Consider the following 15092-nt stretch of genomic DNA (forward strand, 5'->3'; position numbering starts at 1 on the left):
GAGCCGGCGCCCCGATCTGCTGATCGAGGGGCCGATCCAGTACGACGCCGCCGTCGACCCGACCGTGGCCGCCGCCAAGGCACCCGGCTCCCCGGCTGGTAAGCCCCCCAGCGCCTCGCGGCAGCCGAGGGGCCGCAAGGTGCCCGTCTGGCGACCGTCTGCCCCTGACGCCCTGTAAGACCCGCGCCCGGCCCTCACGCGCCCCTCACGCCACCCCCACGCCGGCGCACGCCCGCCCTCCGCCGTAGCTCAGCGTGCTCACCCCCGAACCCACCCACCCTCAGGTGCAATTGCACATATAAAATTGACTCCCTTTAAGTCGGGCGTAAAGTTCCCCGCCCCGCAAACGGTTTCGTGACTCCCGTCACATTGCGGCGCTGTTGTGGCGTGTACTGAGGCTGCGGTAAAGGGAGTTGCGCGCGGGCCGCAGTGCGGAATCACCGCTGGGCGGCGGCCCCGCCTCCGTCCGGTGCTGACCCGTCGTTCAGCTCGGGCCGGGCGGTGGGGGCGGGCTGGTCCATCGCGAGCCGCAGCAGCTGGTGGCAGATGGGGCAGTGGCGCGTCAGATGCCGGTACGCCGTGGCAGCCGACAGATGGGCGCGCAGGAGCGCCCTCGTCTCGTGCCGCGCGGTGGCTGTCATATGCCCTGAGTACCGGGAGCGCCACGTTCCGTCAACCCCGCCCCGAAGCCTCGCAGGTGGCCGCCCCGCGTTCTGTCGGACGGCCCGGGAAAGTCCGCTCCGCGAGACGGGGCTGCGCGTAAACCGATGCGTAAACCGACGGGTGAACCGGGGCGCCGTACACGCGAAAGAGGCCGGAACCCTGGGGGTTCCGGCCTCTTCAACTGCGGTCCTGACGGGATTTGAACCCGCGGCCTCCACCTTGACAGGGTGGCGAGCACTCCAAACTGCTCCACAGGACCTGGAGGGATTCGCTTCGCTCGGCGCGTTGCGACGTGATGACTCTACAACAGCGAACGGGGTGCGGTCGAACCGGAAAGGCCCCAGGTGACGGGGGTCACCGGCCGGGCGGTGCGAGGGCGTCCACCGCCTTCACGATCCGTTTGTCGGAGATCGGGTACGCCGTGCCCAGCGCGTGCGCGAAGTAGCTCACCCGGAGCTCCTCGATCATCCACCGGACGTCCTTGACCGCCTGCGGCACCGGCCGCCCGGCCGGCTGCTGCTCGAGCAGCCACAGGTACTCGTCGTTCATCTCCTTGACCTTCGCCATCCGGGAGCGGTCCCGTTCGACGTTCGTCGGGAGCTGCTGCAGCCGGCGGTCCGCGGCGATGAGGTACCGCATCAGGTCCGGCAGCCGGCCCACGCCGTGTGCGGTGACGAAGCCGGGCTTGATGAGCCACGCCAGCTGGTCCCGTACGTCCTGGAGGGACTCCAGCAGCACGGGGCTCTTCAGCGTCCGCAGCCGCCCCTCCGCAGCGTGCCAGGCCGCGAGGACCTCCTGGACCTGGCGGATCGCCGCCATCGTCGCGTCGACGAGGTCGGCGCGCACCGCGTCGTACAGCTTCCGGAAGCCCTCCTCGTCCCACGCGGGGCCGCCGTGCCGCTCGATGAGGCGGTCCGCGGCGGCGGTGACGCAGTCCTCGAAGAGCGGCTGGACGCCGCCGTGCGGGGAGCGGGACAGGGCCAGCTTCGCGACGTTGCTCAGCTTGTCGTTCGCGTACTTGGCGGGGTTCGCCGGGATGCTCAGGAGGATGAGGCGGCGGGTGCCCCGCCACATCGCCTCCGCCTGCTCGGCCTCCGTGTCGAAGAGCCGGACGGCGACGGAGGCGCCCTCGTCCACCAGGGCCGGGTACGCCTTCACGGGATGGCCCGCGCGGCGCGTCTCGAAGACCCGGGGGAGCGCGCCGATCGTCCAGGACGTCAGGCCCGTGCGCTGCTCGGGGGCTCCGGAGGCGCCCTGCTCGGCCGGCGCGGCCTGCTCGAAGGCCCGGTTGATCGCGGCCCGCGTCTTGGGCTTCAGCCGCAGCCGCAGCTCCTCCAGGTCCTTCGCCTCGGCGATCTTCCGGCGGCGCTCGTCGTACACCCGGAAGGTGATGCGCAGATGCTCGGGGACCTTCGACCAGTCGAAGTCCTCCGGCGAGACCGGCACGCCCCGCATCCGGTGCAGCTCGCGCGCCAGCGTGGCCGTGAGCGGCTCCTGCAGGGGCACCGCCCGGTCCAGGAACTCCTTCGCCGCGTTCGGGGCGGGCACGAAGTTGCGGCGGACGGGCTTGGGCAGCGACCGGATCAGCTCCGTGACCAGGTCCTCGCGCAGGCCCGGGATCTGCCAGTCGAAGCCCTCGGCGGAGACCTGGTTCAGCACCTGCAGCGGGACGTGGACGGTGACGCCGTCCGCGTCCGCGCCCGGCTCGAACTGGTACGTCACGCGGAACTTCAGCTTCCCCTGGCGCCAGGAGTCCGGATAGTCGTCCTTGGTGACGCCCTCGGCCTGCTCGTTGATGAGCATGGACTTCTCGAAGTTCAGCAGCTCGGGTTCCTCGCGCTGCTTCTTCTTCCACCAGGAGTCGAAGTGGGCGCCCGAGACGGCCGTTTCCGGCAGCCGCTGGTCGTAGAAGTCGAACAGGGTCTCGTCGTCCACGAGGATGTCGCGGCGGCGGGCCCGGTGTTCCAGCTCCTCGACCTCGGTGAGGAGCTTGCGGTTGTCGGCGAAGAACTTGTGGTGCGTGCGCCAGTCGCCTTCGACGAGGGCGTTCCTGATGAACAGCTCGCGGGACGTCTCCGGGTCGATCCGGCCGTAGTTGACCTTGCGCTGGGCGACGACCGGTACGCCGTACAGGGTGACGCGCTCGTACGCCATGACCGCCGCCTGGTCCTTCTCCCAGTGCGGCTCGGAGTACGTGCGCTTGACCAGGTGCTGGGCCAGCGGCTCGATCCAGTCGGGCTCCAGCTTCGCGTTGACCCGGGCCCACAGGCGCGAGGTCTCCACCAGCTCGGCGGACATGATCCAGCGCGGGGGCTTCTTGAACAGCGCCGAGCCGGGGAAGACCGCGAACTTGGCGCTGCGGGCGCCCAGATACTCGTTCTTGTCCGTGTCCTTCAGCCCGAGGTGGCTGAGCAGGCCGGCCAGCAGCGACTGGTGGATGCGGTCCGCGTCCGCGTCCTGCTCGCTGAGGTGTACGCCCATGGTCTTCGCGACCGTGCGGAGCTGGGAGTAGATGTCCTGCCACTCCCGTATCCGCAGGTAGTTGAGGAACTCGCGCTTGCACATCCGGCGGAAGGCGGAGGACGACAGCGCCTTCTGCTGCTCGCGGACGTAGCGCCAGAGATTGAGGTACGCCAGGAAGTCGGACGTCTCGTCGCGGAAGCGGGCGTGCTGCTGGTCGGCCTGCTGCTGCTTGTCCGCGGGGCGTTCGCGCGGGTCCTGGATGGACAGCGCGGCGGCGATGACCATGACCTCGCGGACGCAGCCGTTGCGGTCGGCCTCCAGCACCATGCGGGCCAGCCGCGGGTCGACGGGGAGCTGGGCCAGCTTGCGGCCCATCGTCGTCAGCCGCTTCTTCGGATCCTTCTGCGTGGTGTCGAGAGCGTGCAGCTCCTCCAGCAGCTGGACGCCGTCCTTGATGTTGCGGCGGTCCGGCGGGTCGATGAAGGGGAACTTCTCGATGTCGCCGAGGCCGGCGGCGGTCATCTGCAGGATGACGGAGGCCAGGTTCGTACGGAGGATCTCCGCGTCGGTGAACTCCGGGCGGGACTCGAAGTCGTCCTCGCCGTACAGCCGGACGCAGATGCCGTCCGCCGTCCGGCCGCAGCGGCCCTTGCGCTGGTTGGCGCTGGCCTGCGAGACCGGTTCGATCGGCAGGCGCTGCACCTTGGTGCGGTGGCTGTAGCGGGAGATGCGCGCGAAGCCCGGGTCGATGACGTACCGGATGCCGGGGACGGTGAGGGAGGTCTCGGCGACGTTCGTCGCGAGGACGATCCGGCGGCCGGAGTGGCGCTGGAAGACGCGGTGCTGCTCGGCGTGCGAGAGCCGGGCGTACAGGGGGAGGACCTCGGTGTTGAAGAGGCGTTTCTTCTCCAGGGCGTCCGCGGTGTCGCGGATCTCCCGCTCGCCGGAGAGGAAGACCAGGATGTCGCCGTCGCCCTCGCGCTGCAGTTCGTCCACGGCGTCGCAGATCGCGGTGATCTGGTCGCGGTCGTCGGCGTCGGAGTTCTCCTCCAGCAGCGGGCGGTAGCGCACCTCGACCGGGTACGTACGGCCGCTGACCTCGACGATCGGGGCGTCGCCGAAGTGGCGGGAGAAACGCTCCGGGTCGATGGTCGCGGAGGTGATGATCACCTTGAGGTCGGGGCGCTTCGGCAGCAGCTGGGCGAGATAGCCGAGCAGGAAGTCGATGTTGAGGCTGCGTTCGTGGGCCTCGTCGATGATGATCGTGTCGTACTGCCGCAGCTCGCGGTCCGTCTGGATCTCGGCGAGCAGGATGCCGTCCGTCATCAGCTTGACCAGCGTCGAGTCCGAGACCTGGTCGGTGAAGCGGACCTTCCAGCCGACGGCCTCGCCGAGCGGGCTCTTCAGCTCCTCCGCGACCCGCTCGGCCACCGTGCGCGCGGCGATCCGGCGCGGCTGGGTGTGGCCGACCAGGCCCTTCACCCCGCGGCCCAGCTCCAGACAGATCTTGGGGATCTGGGTGGTCTTCCCGGAGCCCGTCTCACCGGCCACGATCACGACCTGGTGGTCGCGGATCGCCGCGAGGATGTCGTCCTTGCGCTGGCTGACCGGCAGCTGCTCGGGATACGTGATCGCGGGGACGGCCGCCCGGCGGTTCGCGACCCTGGCCTCCGCCGCGTCGATCTCGGCGGCGATCTCGGTCAGCACCGCGTCGCGGGCCTCGGGCTTGCGGATACGCCGGGTCCCCTCCAGACGGCGGCCGAGGCGCTGCTGGTCGCGCAGCGTCAGGTCGGGGAGGCGGTCGAGGATGGCGGTCAGCTGGGTGGGCTTGGCACTGGACATACGGAGACCAGGATCGCACCCGCGGGGTGCGCGGGGCGAATGACTTTCCCGCTCCCCTTCGCGTGGATTGTTTGCTTTGCCCGCTTAGGGTGCGGTTCATGGATGTACGCGAGCGCTGGCGCGCCTTCCGGGGATCCGTCTTCTACCCGGCCACCGTCGTCGCCCTGCTGGTCTCCCTCGCGGCGGGTCTGTTCGCCGGCTCGTACACGGCGGCCATGGCCAACCCCACCCCGCACCGGCTGCCCATCGCGACCACGGCGGGCGGTGAGCCGGCACGGCTGGTCGCGGGGCTGGAGGAGGCGATGGACGCGCAGCTCGACGTACACCGCTACGCCACGTACGCGCAGGCCCGCGAGGCGGTCGAGGAGCAGCAGGTCTTCGGCATCCTGCGCTCGCTGGGGGAGGACGGGGCGCTGCTGGACGTCTCCGGCGCGTCGGGTGCCTCCGTGGCGCAGGTGCTGACGGAGACCGCTCCGAAGGTGGGGGCGGCGGTCGGCGTCCCGGTCACCGTGCGGGACATCAACCCGCTGCAGACCGGGGACCCGCGGGGGCTGGCGATCTTCTACATCTCCCTGGCCGCCGTGGTGATCGGCTTCATGGGCGCCATCCAGCTCAGCGTGCACGCCCGGGCGCTCAATCCGGGGGAGAGGGTCGCGTACACCGCGGGGTACGCCCTGCTGGGCGGGTTCATGATCTACGCGGCGGCCGACTGGTGGCTGGGCGCGCTGACGCTGCCCTTCCCGCAGTCGTGGCTGATCCTGGCGCTGACGATGTACGCGGCGGGGATGGTCTTCTCCATGTTCAACACCCTGATGGGGCGCTGGGCGATCATCCCGACCTGGGGCGTGATGGTGCTCATCGGCAACCCGTCCTCCGGCGGCGCCGTCTCCTGGCCCCTGCTCCCCTCGCCGCTCGGCCATATCGGCCGCTGGCTCCCGAACGGCGCCTCGGTGAACGCGCAGCACACGGCGGTGTACTTCGCGGGGTACCAGCATGTGTTCCCGTATCTGGTGCTGGTGGGGTGGGCGGCGGTGTCGACGGCGGTGTTCTGGCGGTGGCGGCACCGGCATCCGGGCGGGCGGGAGGTGGTGGCGGTGTGAGGGTGGTCCGCCGGTCGAGGCAACCGGTGGCGTCCGGGGCGCCGTCTCCCATGACGGGGAGAGGGGGACGGCATGCGTGGACGACGGATCGTGCCCGCCGGGGCGGCGCTGCTGCTGGCGCCGCTGCTGTCGGGGTGCTCGCCCGAGATGGTCGGCGCCATGGGGGTCGGCGTCTCGCCCGAGGGGCATCCGGTGGCGTACGCGATGGCGTGCGAGGGGCGGCTGGAGGGCGTGCGGCTCTACGAGGACGCCGCCGCCGGCAGTGAACTGGTGGGGGAGTGGAGCCTGCCGAAGGGCTTCAAGGGGATGCGGGCCGTCGACCTGGCCGGCCCGGGACCGCGGTGGCGGGTCGAGCGCGATCCGGGCGCCCTGGTGGCGGGCCGTTCGTACCAGCTGTACGGGCGGACCGGCGACAGCGGCAGGGGCACGTACGAGGTGCTGTTCTCCCAGGCGGACCTGGACGGCCTGCGCCCGGGGCAGATCCTGTACGAGCGGCCCCGGCGGTCGGCGAAGGACGACCCGCGCGGGGTGGCGGAGTCGCCGGACGAGTTCCGCGAGCAAGCCTGTCTGCGCGTTTGAGGGCGGCCGGCGGCCTCCGTGGACTCCTTGACACATACGGCTGATCCACGCGAGCATCCCATTGGTCTGTACCAAGTAGCTCCATGTCCGCGGCCGCTGAACGCTGCCCGCATCCCCGGAGGTTTGCCTTGGAACCGAGCAGCGCCCCCGAGCTGGAGCGACTCGCCAACTCCGTGATCCAGCCGGGGTTCGTCGGCACCACGGCCCCCGACTGGGTGCGCCGCAAGATCGCGGACGGCGGCCTGAGGTCCGTCGTCCTCTTCGGGCGGAACATCGTCGACCTGGAGCAGGTCGCCGCGCTCACCGCCGAGCTGCGCGCCGAGAACCCCGACCTGATCATCGGGATCGACGAGGAGGCCGGCGACGTCACCCGACTGGAGGCCGGCACGGGCGCCTCCCGCCCCGGCAACCTCGCGCTCGGCGCCGTCGACGACCTCGGCCTCACCGAGTCCGTCGCCCGTGACATCGGCCGCGATCTGCACGCCGCGGGCGTCTCGGTCAACTTCGCGCCCAGCGCGGACGTCAACTCCAACCCCCTCAACCCGGTCATCGGCGTCCGCTCCTTCGGCGAGCGCACCGACGTCGTCGCCCGCAACACCGCCGCCTGGGTGCGCGGGCTGCAGCAGGCCGGCGTCGCCGCCTGCGCCAAGCACTTCCCCGGCCACGGCGACACGGTCGTCGACTCGCACCACGGGCTGCCCCTGGTCACCGCGTCCGCCGAGGAGATCGCCGCGACCGCGCTGCCGCCGTTCCGGGCGGCGATGGAGGCGGGCGTACGGGCGATCATGACGGGTCACGTGCTGGTCCCGGCGTACGACCCGGAGCTGCCCGCCACGCTCAGCCGGCGCGTCCTGGTCGATCTGCTGCGCACGGAGCTCGGCTTCACCGGGCTGCTGGTCACCGACGGCATCGAGATGCGCGCCGTGACCGACGTCCACGGCATCGACGGCGCCACCGTCAAGGCGATCACCGCCGGGGTGGACGCGGTGTGCGTCGGCGGGGAGAGCGCGTCGCGGGAGACCGCCGAGCTGCTGGCGGGGGCGCTGGTACGGGCGGTACGGGACGGTGAACTGCCGTACGCGCGGCTGGCGGAGGCCGCCGCGAACGTCGCCGCCTTCGCGTCCTGGTCGGCGGCCCTCGCACGGTCCGCGACGCCGGCGGCGCTCGCGGACGCCCCGCGCATCGGGCTGACGGCCGCCCGGCGCGCGGTCCGCGTCGCGCGCGGCGAGGCGCTGCCCCTGACGGGGGCCCCGCACGTGGTGGAGTTCTCGCCGGCCATGAACCTCGCCGTGGACGGCCAGACCCCGTGGGGCGTGGCCGGTCCGCTGGCCGAGCTGCGCCCCGGCACCACCTCGGTCCGCCTCACCCAGGCCGACGTGGACGGATCCGGCGACGCGGTGCGCACCCTGGGCCTGGCCCCGGCCGCGGGCCGTCCGCTGGTGGTCGTGGTGCGGGACGCGGCGCGGCACCGCTGGATGTCCGACGCGGTGGCCGCGGTGCTCGGCGCCCGGCCGGACGCCACGGTGGTGGAGATGGGGTTCCCCGGCGGGGAGCCGCTGGGGGCGGTGCATCTGATCACGCACGGGGCGACGCGGGTGTCGGGGATCGCGGCGGCGGAGGTGCTGCTGGGGGCTGCTGCGGTTACGGCGGTGGGTTGAGGGGGCCCGGTGGGCTGGGGGTCCCGGTGGTGGTCCGGGGGGCCGCGGCCCGTCAGGCGTCGGCCAGCTCGGCCATGTCGAAGTCGGCCTTCGCCGCGCCGCAGTCCGGGCACGACCAGTCGTCCGGGATGTCCTCCCAGCGGGTGCCGGGGGCGATGCCCTCCTCGGGCCAGCCCTCGGCCTCGTCGTAGACGAAACCGCAGACGGCGCACTGCCACTTCGTGTAGCTCACTCGGGGGACTCGCTTTCCTCGAAGTCGGTCTTCTCGCGCACCCCGCAGTCGGGGCACGGCCAGTCGTCGGGCACGTCGGCCCACGGCGTACCGGCGGGGAAGCCCTCGCGTGGGGCGCCGGCGGTCTCGTCGTACACGAAGTCGCAGACGGGGCAGACGTACGCGCTCACGCCGTGACTCCGTACCGGGCGCGCTTGCCGGGCTGGATGTTGGCGAGGGCGAGGTCGCCGCCGTAGTGCGCGCGGACGCGGTGGTCCATCACGCGGCGCCACAGGGGCGGGAAGTAGGCGAGGACGATCATCCCGGCGTATCCGGTGGGGAGTTCGGGGGCGTCGTCGAAGTGGCGCAGGGCCTGGTAGCGGCGGGTGGGGTGGGCGTGGTGGTCGCTGTGCCGCTGCAGGTGGTAGAGGAAGACGTTCGAGGCGACGTTGTCGCTGTTCCAGCTGTGCCGGGGCGCGCAGCGCTCGTAGCGTCCGGACGCGGTGCGGCGGCGGAGCAGGCCGTAGTGCTCGGTGTAGTTGATGACCTCGAGCAGGCAGAAGCCGAAGACCGCCTGGCCGGCCAGGTACGGCAGGACGCCCGGCCCGAAGGCGGCGGCGAGGGCGCCGAAGAGGACGGCGGTCATCGCCCAGGCGTTGAGGATGTCGTTCTCGGGGGTCCACGGGCTCCTGCCGCGGCGGCGCAGCCGGTTGCGCTCCAGTCGCCAGGCGGAGACGAGGCTGCCGTACACCGTACGGGGGAGGAACCGCCAGAAGCTCTCGCCGAGGCGGGCGCTGGCCGGGTCCTCGGGGGTGGCGACGCGGACGTGGTGGCCGCGGTTGTGCTCGATGAAGAAGTGCCCGTACATCGTCTGCGCCAGGGCGATCTTGGACAGCCAGCGCTCGACGGACTCCTTCTTGTGGCCGAGCTCGTGCGCGGTGTTGATGCCGATGCCGGCGACGCCGCCGAGGGTGATGGTGAGGCCGGTCCGGTCGACGGCGGAGAGCCCGCCGGAGGTGAGCAGCCAGCAGCCGAGGACCAGCCCCGCGTACTGGAGCGGCAGGTACGTGTACGTGCACCAGCGGTAGTAGCGGTCCTGCTCCAGCCAGGCCAGGGCGCTGTCCGGCGGGTTCGCGGAGTCCTTGCCGATGAGCTGGTCGATCACGGGGAAGACGACGTACAGGACGACGATCCCGGTCCACCAGAAGGCGCCGTAACCCGTCCAGCCCACCAGGCCCCAGGCGACGAAGGGGAACATCGGGATGAAGAGGCCGAGGAGCCAGTAGTAGCGCTTGGGGTCACGCCAGGGGGGTGGGGTGAGCGGGGGATTGCCGGGGTGGCGTTCCTCCGCTTCTTTCCTTTCTTTGCCCTCTTTGCCCTCTTTGCCCGTGCGCGCTTCTGCCGCCGCCATGGGACGCCTCCTCGCCGGGTCCGTGCACCGATGCTCGTACTGTCCAGTAGTTAGACAGTCTGTCCGCAGAGTGTCAATGGATTGGACAGACCCGATCGGGCGCATACAGTGGACGCACCATGACGCGTTTCCGACAGGCAGTTCGAACCCTGCTCCGCGACCAGGTGCTGGACGCGGCGTACCAGCAGGTCACGGCCGAGGGCTGGAGCAGGCTCAGCGTGGCGGGCATCGCCCGGATCGCGGGCGTGAGCCGGCAGACGGTCTACAACGAGTTCGGGTCGAACTCGAAGGACGTGATCGGGCTCGCCCTCGTCGAACGCGAGGCGGAACGTTTCCTTCTCGGCATCCAGCGGGAGCTCGACGCGAACCGCGCCGAGCTGCTGTCCGCGGCGCGGGCGGGCGTCGGCTACGTCCTGCGCCAGGCGGCGGACAACCCGCTGATCAAGTCGGTCCTCACGGCGGCCCGCGGCGGCCAGGACGACGAACTCCTGGCGTACCTGACCACGCGCCCGGAGCCGGTCTTCGACACGGCGACGGCGATGCTGGACGCCTATGCGGCGGACGCGTGGCCCGAGGTGGACGCGCAGTCGCGGGGCCTGGCGGTGGAGACGATCGTGCGCCTCACGGTGAGCCACATCGTCCAGCCGTCGGCGTCCCCGGAGGAGTCGGCGGACCGGATCGCGCGGATCACGGTGCGGGTGGCGTACGGGGTGGGGGTGGGGGGCGCGGGCGCGGTGTGAGGGGGGCCGCGAGGCCGGGTTTCCCGTTTTCAGCCCGACCCCGCAGGTCTGCTACTCTGATCCAGCGACGACACCCCAGGTGGAAAACCCCCGGCAGAGTCCGGCGGGAAAACCGTTTTGGGAAGACGCGCCCCCCTGTGCGAGACTGTGTCTCACGCACGAGGTCCTGTGGAGCAGTTTGGAGTGCTCGCCACCCTGTCAAGGTGGAGGCCGCGGGTTCAAATCCCGTCAGGACCGCCGGGTGATCTCACCGATCACCTCGGCTGGGTAGCTCAGTTGGTACGAGCGTCCGCCTGAAAAGCGGAAGGTCGCCGGTTCGACCCCGGCCCCAGCCACCTTGTGTGAGCAGCACGAATGCCCCTCCGGTAGCGCCGGGAGGGGCATTTTTGTTGCCGGTGGGCCGGCGGCGTCGGACGGATGCGCGGTTATGGTCCGTCGGCCAGGCGCAGGGTTCCCTGCCAACTCCGGTATCGCACGCTGCCGGTTGGGAAGACGATCTCCAGCGCGACCCGCCTGGTGCGGGGCTCGCACCGCTGGTGCACGCGGCACCAATCGGAACCGGTCGTGATGTGGGTGAAGTCGTCTCGATCATCGCCGAGCCAGACCTCCAGCGGGTCCGTGGCATCGTCGGTGCCGTGCCGATGCCAGGCGGTGAGCATCCGCTGTATGCGACGCCCCACCAGGCGGCCCGGGTCCACTCCCGCTCCGTGCAGCGGGCAACCGTGTCCTTCGGGCGATGTCATCCTCGGACCGTAACCGGTGGTGAGCGCGAGGGCGCGGGGATGTCGGGGCGGCCTTCGGCCCTGTGGAGCGGGAGGAAAACGATGGACTTCCCGGGCGTCCGCCGCCTGTAATGGGCGTATGAGCAGGAGACGGTACGTGGCCCGTGGTGTTCCGGGTGGCTATCGGATCTGGGACAGCAAGCGGCGTCGGTGGTGGGGTGATCACTACGAGCTCTGTCCGGATGATCTGCTCGCGGAGCTGAACGGGGGCGGCGACTACGTGAAGATCACCGCGTTGCTCAAGCGGTATCGGGCGGTGAAGCGCTGAGCGCGGCCCGGAGCCCTCGTCGGCCGGTGGTCGGGTTCGGCGGCGCTTGGGGCGGACGGGCGTGACGCCCGGCCGTCGTGGGGCGGGCGTCGCGCGTGGGGGGGCGGTCGGGAGGGCCGGGGCTGGTCAGGGCGACGGGACCAGGGATGTGGCGTCCGTGGTCGGGACCGCGCTGGTGACCATGCTCGTGTCCGCGGCGGGGACGTCGGCCGGGAGGCCCGCCGGGAGGCCCGCCGGGAGTCCCGCCGGGACCGGGGCCGCCTGCGTCAGCTGCGTGGCGTCGCCCAGCATCGACGTGGGGCCGCCCTTGTCCGACTTCAGGACGCCGACGCACGCCAGGCTCTCCAAGTCCAGCGGCAGCGTCCAGGACTTCGGCTGGGTCAGGCAGTGGCTCGAGCCGCCCTTGCCGCCCAGGGGAACCGGCAGTGACGGGGCGGCGGCCGACGCGGAGGCGGCGGTTACGGCGATGAGGGAGGCGGCACCCGCGGCGACGGCGGCGGCGCGGCGGGCGAGGTGCTGAGTGGTCACAGGGATCCCCTTGGGAAGGAATGGCGTTCTTTGCCGCGAATGGGCAATGGATCGGTGCCTATCCTGGTCGGCTCCGTGCCGCGAACTCCCCGCCGTAACCGGGCGGTCCACTCGTACGGCGCAAGCGGAGGTGGAAGTTCCACCGGTGCGCAGCAACCGTAGGATCTTCCGAAGTGGGGTGTCGGGTGGGATTCAACTATCGGTGCTGCGGCGCCTGTTCCCCGGCTCGCGGGTGGGGTCGCCGTCTACTCCGCTTCCCAGGCTGCCTGTTTCAGGCGGACCCTGGCGGCCGGGGTCCCCGCCTCCGTCGTCCAGTAGGGGTGCGCCGCGACGCGGGCGGCCAGCTGGTACATCCTGCGGCGCAGCGCGGTCGTCGGCGTGCCCGGCGCCGTCTCGGCGAGCGCGAGCCGGCGGTAGACGGCGTACCAGTCGCGCTGGGCGCGCAGCAGGTCTTCGGGGAAGGGGGAGGTGGGAGCCACGGGATCGATGATGCCACGTGTTCGAATATTTGTGCGAATGCCGCGCCGGGGGTGACCTTCGGTTGCCCGCGCCGTTGCCGGACCGGCAACAAGGCTGGTCGGGGTCGGGGGTGAGGGGGCACCGTGAGCTCATGAGCGATGACCTTGTCGAGGGGCCTGTGGCCTCCTCCAGTGGTGACTACCTCGGAGACCCCGCCGTGCGGGCCGAGTGGGACGAGCGGTACACCGAGCGGGCGCAGTTGTGGAGTGGGCGGGCCAACGGGGCGCTCGTGGCCGAAGTGGCCGGGCTGGTGCCCGGACGCGTGCTCGACGTCGGGTGCGGGGAGGGCGCCGACGCCGTCTGGCTCGCGCGCGGGGGCTGGGACGTGACCGCGCTCGACGTCTCGGGTGTGGCGCTGGAGCGGGCCGCCGCGCACGCGCGGGATGCCGGTGTCGACGTTCGGTGGGTGCACGCGGGGCTCACCGAGGCGGCGCTCGAGCCCGGTTCGTACGACCTGGTCTCCGCGCAGTACCCGGCCCTCCTGCGTACCCCCGACTCCCTCGCCGAGCGGGCGCTGCTCGCGGCCGTCGCCGTGGGCGGTGTGCTGCTGCTCGTACACCACGCGGGGGTGGACGCCTCCACGGCGCACGAGAGCGGCTTCGACCCGGCCGACTTCGTCTGGCCCTCGACGGTCGCCGCCCTGTTCGGCGACGACTGGGCGGTGGAGGTCGACGAGGAGCGGCCGCGCGTGGCACCCGACGGCGGTGCCGGTACGCACCACAAGGACGACCTGGTGCTGCGCGCGCGACGGCTGCGCTGAGGCCGGGGCCCCGCTCGTCGTAGCCGGATCTCAGCCTCCCCGGGCCGCTGAAACCGGAGTGAGACCCCGGTGAAAGCGGGCGCGCGCAATCTCTGTCCCACCAGGAAGTCGCCGGCCCGACGGGGGCCGCGACAGACCCCAAGGAGACCGAGATGTCGCTCAACCTCAACGACCAGGACAAGGCCACCCTCCGCACCGCCGCCTACGGCGCCGTCACCCTGCTGTCCGCCGCCGACGCCGCGGGGTCGCCCCACCGGGTCGCCACCCACGGCAGCATCGCCCTGGCGTCCGCGACCGGGCCGGTCGGGCACGTGCTCGCCGAGAAGTCGAAGATCAAGGACCTGAACGGCAAGTCCGTGGCCGAGATCGCCGACCACGCGCTGCCGGCGCTGACCGAGGCGATGAGCCTGCTGAAGAAGCAGGACCCGGCGGAGGCCGACAACTTCCGCAGCATCGTCCTCGTCGCCGTCGAGGCCGCCACCCAGGCCCACAAGGGTCAGCCCAGCCCCACCCTGGCGGACATGACCCGCAAGATCACCGAAGCCCTCGACGCCGCGTGACGGCCGAAGGCCGGGCCACGGGTCCGGGGTGACGGGAGGGGCCGCCGTACGGGCGGGGGAGACACAGGTCACACGTGGCCGTGTCACACCCCGCCCGGCTTCTTCCGTCACACAGGCGTAAGCAGCCGCACCCGGCCATGGCGAGGAGTCCACCGTGAACGCTCGACTGAACCCGTTCGAGAGCCCGGTCCTGGGCAAGATCTTCAAGCACATCACCGCCGCGAACGGCGTACTCAAGGGCTCCACCCTGCCCGCCTCGACGCAGGAGCTGGTCAAGCTCCGCGCCAGCCAGATCAACGGGTGCGGGTTCTGCACCGACATGCACTACAAGGACGCCGTGCACGCCGGGGAGTCGCCGGAGCGGCTGAACCTGGTCGCGGCCTGGCGGGAGGCCACGGTCTTCAGCGAGGCCGAGCGCGCGGCCCTGGAGCTGGCGGAGGAGGGCACCCGGATCGCCGACGCGGCCGGCGGCGTGTCCGACGAGGTCTGGGCGAACGCCGCGAAGCACTACGACGACGAGGAGCTCGCCGCGCTGGTGGGCGTCATCACCCTGATCAACGCCTTCAACCGCGGGAACGTGATGCTGCAGATGCCGGCCGGGGACTACCAGCCGGGTCAGTTCGGCTGACCCCGCCGCAGGAGGGCTCGGCCGGCGCCGCGGTGGCCCCGGGGGAATCGCTTTGGCGATCGCCGCACCCATCCCATATCCTGCAGACGTCCTGAAGGCGATATCGCTTTCAGCGGCCATCAGCCCTCATCGTCTAGTGGCCCAGGACGCCGCCCTTTCAAGGCGGTAGCACGGGTTCGAATCCCGTTGGGGGCACCATCCATCAAGGCTCTGACCGGCGATTACGGTCAGAGCCTTGATCGTTTGTGTGGTTCAGGGAACGCTCTCGGAGCATGACGTCCGGCAGCCGACGGCCCCCCGGTGCGCGCACCGGGGGGCCGGAGGGCAATGGCAGGAGCAGTTGTAATTAGTCGGTGTGGGTGGCAACCCTCAGAGACCCG

At 71.4% G+C, this 15092-nt stretch carries 17 protein-coding genes and 4 tRNA genes; 12 read left to right on the plus strand and 9 right to left on the minus strand.

What is annotated here, in order from left to right:
- Positions 1-16: 16 nt before the first annotated feature.
- The gene (locus tag AB0M28_RS36710; protein WP_365414558.1) at positions 17-178 is read left to right on the plus strand and encodes a hypothetical protein; all 162 of its coding nucleotides are present in this window, start codon (positions 17-19) and stop codon (positions 176-178) included.
- Positions 179-437: 259 nt separating this feature from the next.
- Here AB0M28_RS36710 and AB0M28_RS36715 read toward each other — a convergent pair whose 3' ends face one another.
- The 3 genes from AB0M28_RS36715 to hrpA form a co-directional block, all read right to left on the minus strand.
- On the minus strand, positions 438-641 hold the full coding sequence (locus tag AB0M28_RS36715) for a DUF6274 family protein (protein ID WP_365414527.1): 204 nt from the start codon (positions 639-641) through the stop codon (positions 438-440).
- Positions 642-847: 206 nt separating this feature from the next.
- A tRNA-Asp gene (locus tag AB0M28_RS36720) sits at positions 848-922 on the minus strand.
- Between the two features lie 95 nt (positions 923-1017).
- Entirely contained in the window at positions 1018-4968 is a 3951-nt protein-coding gene (gene hrpA, locus AB0M28_RS36725) for an ATP-dependent RNA helicase HrpA (RefSeq protein ID WP_365414529.1), read from the minus strand.
- A gap of 98 nt (positions 4969-5066) precedes the next feature.
- On the opposite strand from hrpA, the gene AB0M28_RS36730 reads away from it, so the two are divergent.
- The 3 genes from AB0M28_RS36730 (at position 5067) to AB0M28_RS36740 (ending at position 8305) form a co-directional block, all read left to right on the plus strand.
- On the plus strand, positions 5067-6068 hold the full coding sequence (locus tag AB0M28_RS36730; protein WP_365414531.1) for an ABC transporter permease: 1002 nt from the start codon (positions 5067-5069) through the stop codon (positions 6066-6068).
- Between the two features lie 72 nt (positions 6069-6140).
- A complete protein-coding gene (locus AB0M28_RS36735; protein ID WP_365414533.1) occupies positions 6141-6647 on the plus strand; it encodes a hypothetical protein in 507 nt (168 codons plus the stop codon).
- Between the two features lie 128 nt (positions 6648-6775).
- Entirely contained in the window at positions 6776-8305 is a 1530-nt protein-coding gene (locus AB0M28_RS36740) for a glycoside hydrolase family 3 N-terminal domain-containing protein (RefSeq protein WP_365414535.1), read from the plus strand.
- A gap of 52 nt (positions 8306-8357) precedes the next feature.
- On the opposite strand, the gene AB0M28_RS36745 is transcribed toward AB0M28_RS36740, so the two are convergent.
- Genes AB0M28_RS36745 through AB0M28_RS36755 form a run of 3 tightly spaced genes read right to left on the minus strand, consistent with a single transcriptional unit; the run spans position 8358 to position 9927 of the window.
- The gene (locus AB0M28_RS36745; protein ID WP_365414537.1) at positions 8358-8537 is read right to left on the minus strand and encodes a rubredoxin; all 180 of its coding nucleotides are present in this window, start codon (positions 8535-8537) and stop codon (positions 8358-8360) included.
- Complete coding sequence (locus AB0M28_RS36750; RefSeq protein WP_365414539.1) at positions 8534-8707, minus strand: rubredoxin; 174 nt, start codon at positions 8705-8707, stop codon at positions 8534-8536. Before AB0M28_RS36750 ends, AB0M28_RS36745 begins: the two co-directional genes overlap by 4 nt.
- Entirely contained in the window at positions 8704-9927 is a 1224-nt protein-coding gene (locus AB0M28_RS36755) for an alkane 1-monooxygenase (RefSeq protein WP_365414541.1), read from the minus strand. The genes AB0M28_RS36750 and AB0M28_RS36755 overlap by 4 nt, the downstream gene beginning before the upstream one ends.
- 119 nt (positions 9928-10046) lie before the next feature.
- On the opposite strand from AB0M28_RS36755, the gene AB0M28_RS36760 reads away from it, so the two are divergent.
- The 3 genes from AB0M28_RS36760 (at position 10047) to AB0M28_RS36770 (ending at position 11002) form a co-directional block, all read left to right on the plus strand.
- Complete coding sequence (locus AB0M28_RS36760) at positions 10047-10667, plus strand: TetR family transcriptional regulator (RefSeq protein ID WP_365414543.1); 621 nt, start codon at positions 10047-10049, stop codon at positions 10665-10667.
- A gap of 162 nt (positions 10668-10829) precedes the next feature.
- Positions 10830-10904: transfer RNA gene (locus tag AB0M28_RS36765), tRNA-Asp, on the plus strand.
- Between the two features lie 24 nt (positions 10905-10928).
- Positions 10929-11002: transfer RNA gene (locus tag AB0M28_RS36770), tRNA-Phe, on the plus strand.
- Positions 11003-11092: 90 nt separating this feature from the next.
- On the opposite strand, the gene AB0M28_RS36775 is transcribed toward AB0M28_RS36770, so the two are convergent.
- Complete coding sequence (locus tag AB0M28_RS36775) at positions 11093-11410, minus strand: hypothetical protein (protein WP_365414545.1); 318 nt, start codon at positions 11408-11410, stop codon at positions 11093-11095.
- A 118-nt stretch (positions 11411-11528) separates the two neighbouring features.
- Here AB0M28_RS36775 and AB0M28_RS36780 point away from each other — a divergent pair, with 118 nt between their 5' ends.
- On the plus strand, positions 11529-11717 hold the full coding sequence (locus AB0M28_RS36780) for a hypothetical protein (RefSeq protein ID WP_365414547.1): 189 nt from the start codon (positions 11529-11531) through the stop codon (positions 11715-11717).
- A gap of 126 nt (positions 11718-11843) precedes the next feature.
- Here the strand turns inward: AB0M28_RS36780 and AB0M28_RS36785 are convergent, their stop codons facing one another.
- Positions 11844-12245, minus strand: a complete 402-nt coding sequence (locus AB0M28_RS36785) for a hypothetical protein (protein ID WP_365414549.1) — start codon at positions 12243-12245, stop codon at positions 11844-11846.
- Between the two features lie 245 nt (positions 12246-12490).
- Positions 12491-12724 carry a hypothetical protein gene (locus AB0M28_RS36790; RefSeq protein ID WP_365414551.1) on the minus strand — a complete coding sequence of 78 codons (234 nt, stop codon included), beginning with the start codon at positions 12722-12724 and terminating at the stop codon, positions 12491-12493.
- A 131-nt stretch (positions 12725-12855) separates the two neighbouring features.
- On the opposite strand from AB0M28_RS36790, the gene AB0M28_RS36795 reads away from it, so the two are divergent.
- The 4 genes from AB0M28_RS36795 (at position 12856) to AB0M28_RS36810 (ending at position 14910) form a co-directional block, all read left to right on the plus strand.
- Complete coding sequence (locus AB0M28_RS36795) at positions 12856-13524, plus strand: class I SAM-dependent methyltransferase (RefSeq protein WP_365414552.1); 669 nt, start codon at positions 12856-12858, stop codon at positions 13522-13524.
- Between the two features lie 152 nt (positions 13525-13676).
- Positions 13677-14084, plus strand: a complete 408-nt coding sequence (locus AB0M28_RS36800) for a hypothetical protein (RefSeq protein ID WP_365414554.1) — start codon at positions 13677-13679, stop codon at positions 14082-14084.
- Positions 14085-14238: 154 nt separating this feature from the next.
- A complete protein-coding gene (locus tag AB0M28_RS36805; protein WP_365414556.1) occupies positions 14239-14712 on the plus strand; it encodes a carboxymuconolactone decarboxylase family protein in 474 nt (157 codons plus the stop codon).
- A 122-nt stretch (positions 14713-14834) separates the two neighbouring features.
- Positions 14835-14910, plus strand: a tRNA-Glu gene (locus AB0M28_RS36810).
- Positions 14911-15092 lie beyond the last annotated feature (182 nt).

The sequence above is a fragment of the Streptomyces sp. NPDC051940 genome, assembly GCF_040680895.1.
GTDB lineage: Bacteria > Actinomycetota > Actinomycetes > Streptomycetales > Streptomycetaceae > Streptomyces.